Origin of the sequence: Glutamicibacter sp. NPDC087583, assembly GCF_044743685.1 — a bacterium.
In the GTDB taxonomy this organism is placed as follows: domain Bacteria; phylum Actinomycetota; class Actinomycetes; order Actinomycetales; family Micrococcaceae; genus Glutamicibacter.
Genome location: NZ_JBIUWY010000016.1, coordinates 1 through 2883, shown reverse-complemented (window position 1 = coordinate 2883; position 2883 = coordinate 1). Strand labels below are relative to the sequence as shown.

Annotated in this window: 3 protein-coding genes; 2 read left to right on the top strand and 1 reads right to left on the bottom strand. The window is 56.4% G+C overall.

Translation table 11 applies throughout. From position 1 onward, the window contains the following. The first annotated feature begins 486 nt into the window (after positions 1-486). Both ACIOU9_RS17905 and ACIOU9_RS17900 read left to right on the top strand, forming a co-directional pair. Positions 487-687 (top strand): helix-turn-helix transcriptional regulator, encoded by a 201-nt coding sequence (locus ACIOU9_RS17905; RefSeq protein WP_105662736.1) that lies wholly within the window; start codon positions 487-489, stop codon positions 685-687. Then, positions 684-1880 (top strand): type II toxin-antitoxin system HipA family toxin, encoded by a 1197-nt coding sequence (locus ACIOU9_RS17900; RefSeq protein WP_402697800.1) that lies wholly within the window; start codon positions 684-686, stop codon positions 1878-1880. Before ACIOU9_RS17905 ends, ACIOU9_RS17900 begins: the two co-directional genes overlap by 4 nt. Before the next feature lie 18 nt (positions 1881-1898). Here ACIOU9_RS17900 and ACIOU9_RS17895 read toward each other — a convergent pair whose 3' ends face one another. Further along, positions 1899-2342 carry a MepB family protein gene (locus ACIOU9_RS17895; RefSeq protein WP_038993720.1) on the bottom strand — a complete coding sequence of 148 codons (444 nt, stop codon included), beginning with the start codon at positions 2340-2342 and terminating at the stop codon, positions 1899-1901. Positions 2343-2883: the final 541 nt, after the last annotated feature.

The window sequence follows — 2883 nt, the reverse complement described above, 5'->3', positions numbered from 1 at the left end:
ACTTGAGTAGATGGTTTGAGGCCCTGGTACCGTTTGGTGCCGGGGCCTCACCTGTTTAACGGGAAGGGGAGGGGGAATTGGGCAGCTGGTGCTGCCTGGTTCCTCCTCCCCTCCTGCTTTAACGAGCTTGAGTGCTGGTCGCTAGCGCAGACCGCTCAAGGAACGACCAGGCAGGCATGGGGTTGTGAATGCAGCCATGGCTAAGCTGTGTCCCGATGTCGGACTCGCTTGAAGCGACTAAGCAGACGGCGTGGCCCTGGACCTCCGTGGCTCACTACGGGAGAGAACGCCCGCTCCGTTGCAGGTGCTTTATCCGATGGGTTCTGGTCCGCCAATCGGCAAGATCCTGCCTTTTGATGCCTCTGACAATCGATTGCTTGCACCTGGCTATCATTTCGGTAACTTGTTGCCGATTCTTGCTCCATGCTGAATGATAGTGAGCAGAATGTCGCCAATCGGCGAAATGCTGCCGGAAGAGGATCCTTCATGAATTCAGTGACTGAGCTAGGGGCCGAATTGCAGCGCGTTAGAAAACAGAATGGCCTGACGCAGGAACAGCTGGCTGAATTAGCTGGCATCTCCGAACGTACGCTGCGCTCCATAGAACGAGGGGCGGGAAACCCCTCCATTGAAGCGGTGCTCTCCGTCGCAAATGTACTCGGCCTTCGAATTCGCGTGGCCAAATGAAGCCGCAACTCCAAGAGCTCAAGCTTGTTACCAAGGCTGACGTCTACTGCAACGAAAACCTCGCCGGCACTCTAGCCAGACAGTCCGACGGAAGCGTGGCCTTCAGCTATAACAAGGACTACCTTGCACATGGTGGCGCGGGCATTGCGACATCTTTGCCAGCTTCTCCGGAGGCATACGTTGGGCCTGGGGGCGCGTTGCCATCGTTCTTCCCGGGACTATTGCCCGAAGGCCATCGCCTGACCGTTCTCAAGGACGCAACTAAGACCAGCATCTCTGACGAGTTGACTCTGCTGATGGCAGTGGGCGCCGATACTCCAGGCAATGTACGCGTTGTTCCGGAAGGATCAGCACTGGAGCAAACCCCCGTGGTTGCTGAATTCAGCAGCACGGCCGAACTCGACTTCTCGGTCCTCGCGCGCACCTTGGACCGCCACTCGATCCCCGGCGTGCAAGACAAGATCAGCGCAACCATGCTGACAACACCAGTGGAGTTCAAGAACAGCGCCTATCTGCTCAAGCTTGATCCCCGGGATCATCCGCATTTGGTCGTTAATGAGGCGCAGCACCTGAAAGCAGCGCGATTGCTCAAACTTCCGGTCGCAAACAATCGGCTAGTACTGGATTCCACTGGGAGTCCGGGGCTGCTGGTCGAGAGGTTCGATCGCGAGGGTGTCGAGGGGGCGGATAGTCCCACGCGTTTGGCGTTGGAAGATGCCATGCAGGTATTGAACCTTCCGCCGGCAAGCAAGTATGCAGTGAGCACGGAACAAGCTATTGAAGCCTTAGCGCTGCAGTGCCAGGCTCCGGTGCTCGCCAGGCGCAATCTATACATGCAGTTCGTCTTTGCGTGGCTAACTGGCAACGGCGACTTGCATGGAAAGAACGTCTCGATTCTGGCGGACTTGCATGGACGGTTTAATGTAGCGCCCATCTACGACATCCCATGCACCCTGGTCTACGGCGATGACACCATGGCTTTGACTGTTGCCGGCAAGGCTAAGAATCTGAAGAAGAAGCACTGGGCGGAGCTTGCAAGGGTGCTCGGCTTGGCTGACCGGGCCACGCAGTCAGCGAACCAGTTGGCATTGAAAGCCGCATTGACTGTGGATCTCAGCGAGTTGCCTTTTGAAGGTTCACCTTTGCGTGGTGCGCAACGAGAACTCAGGTTCCGGCGCATGGAGCTGCAGTAGGCGTCTGAGCGGGACAAGTTAGTCTGCGAGCAACGTGAACGCAGGCAGCTGACTATTCTGGCTTTTCTTCGCTTGCCCCTTAAGGCCAGCCGTCCATGATGGATAGACGCGGAAACCGCGCTTGCCTGGAGCCGATGCTGAGGCGAAGACGCCCAGCTCCTCGAGGTGCTGTTGAGTAAAGCGGAATACGCCGAAACAGCCGGCTTCCTCGATAAAGACCATAACTCCGCGCAGTCCCTCTTCGGATTCGTAGGGGGCAGTAGTCCCAGTTTCGTCCCGATGCCATATGGCTACGAACCCACCTGGCTTTGTTGGCGTGATCCGTGCGGTCCTGATCCGCCACCGCTGTCCGTCAAGCTCAGTTACCCCGGCTTGATAATCGCTCTGCTGTTCTTCGGGAGTCACCTCGCCATACGATTGCCCAGTGAGGTGGCAATAGCGTTCCAACGCCGTGAACTTCATAGACTTCATCCTGTATTCGGTAGATCATCAAGTGGAGTGGCAGCGATCGAAATATCGCTGCTATTCACCGTAGCCGAGGGTGGTGCTTACGTAGCACTGCAAGACCTGTATTGGGCCGGCATCAATGCCGACTGCTCTAGGTAGTCATTGCGCTGATGCCGCCTTGGCCGTCACGCGCATGGAACCTCCAGATGCATCGTTTCGCCATGTGCGTTCTCTTCTTGTGCCTTGCTCAGACGCACGCATGCGCCCGCATCGTCTAATCGGCTGATGTGGGCACAATTCATTGGGTTCGCGTATATGCGTACGCTTCTCAAGGGTTCAATAAACTCGCTAGGTACAGGCGCTGATGCTCTGTGCAGCTGCGAAATAATGTTTACGCGCTCAGCCCTAGCTCGGTAATAATTGCCAGCGATTGGGCACATGGAAAGAGCCGAATCAGCAGTTCAGGAATTAAGTGTGCACGGTCACCGTCAAAAACCACCCACCCGATTTGCAGGACCCCCAAAACCTGTGTATAGTTTTTCCTTGTCGCCGAGAA

Coding starts and splice junctions, on each gene's coding strand:
- ACIOU9_RS17900 (WP_402697800.1), top strand. CDS start 684: ATGAAGCCGCAACTCCAAGAGCTCAAGCTTGTTACCAAGGCTGACGTC.
- ACIOU9_RS17895 (WP_038993720.1), bottom strand. CDS start 2,342: ATGAAGTTCACGGCGTTGGAACGCTATTGCCACCTCACTGGGCAATCG.
- ACIOU9_RS17905 (WP_105662736.1), top strand. CDS start 487: ATGAATTCAGTGACTGAGCTAGGGGCCGAATTGCAGCGCGTTAGAAAA.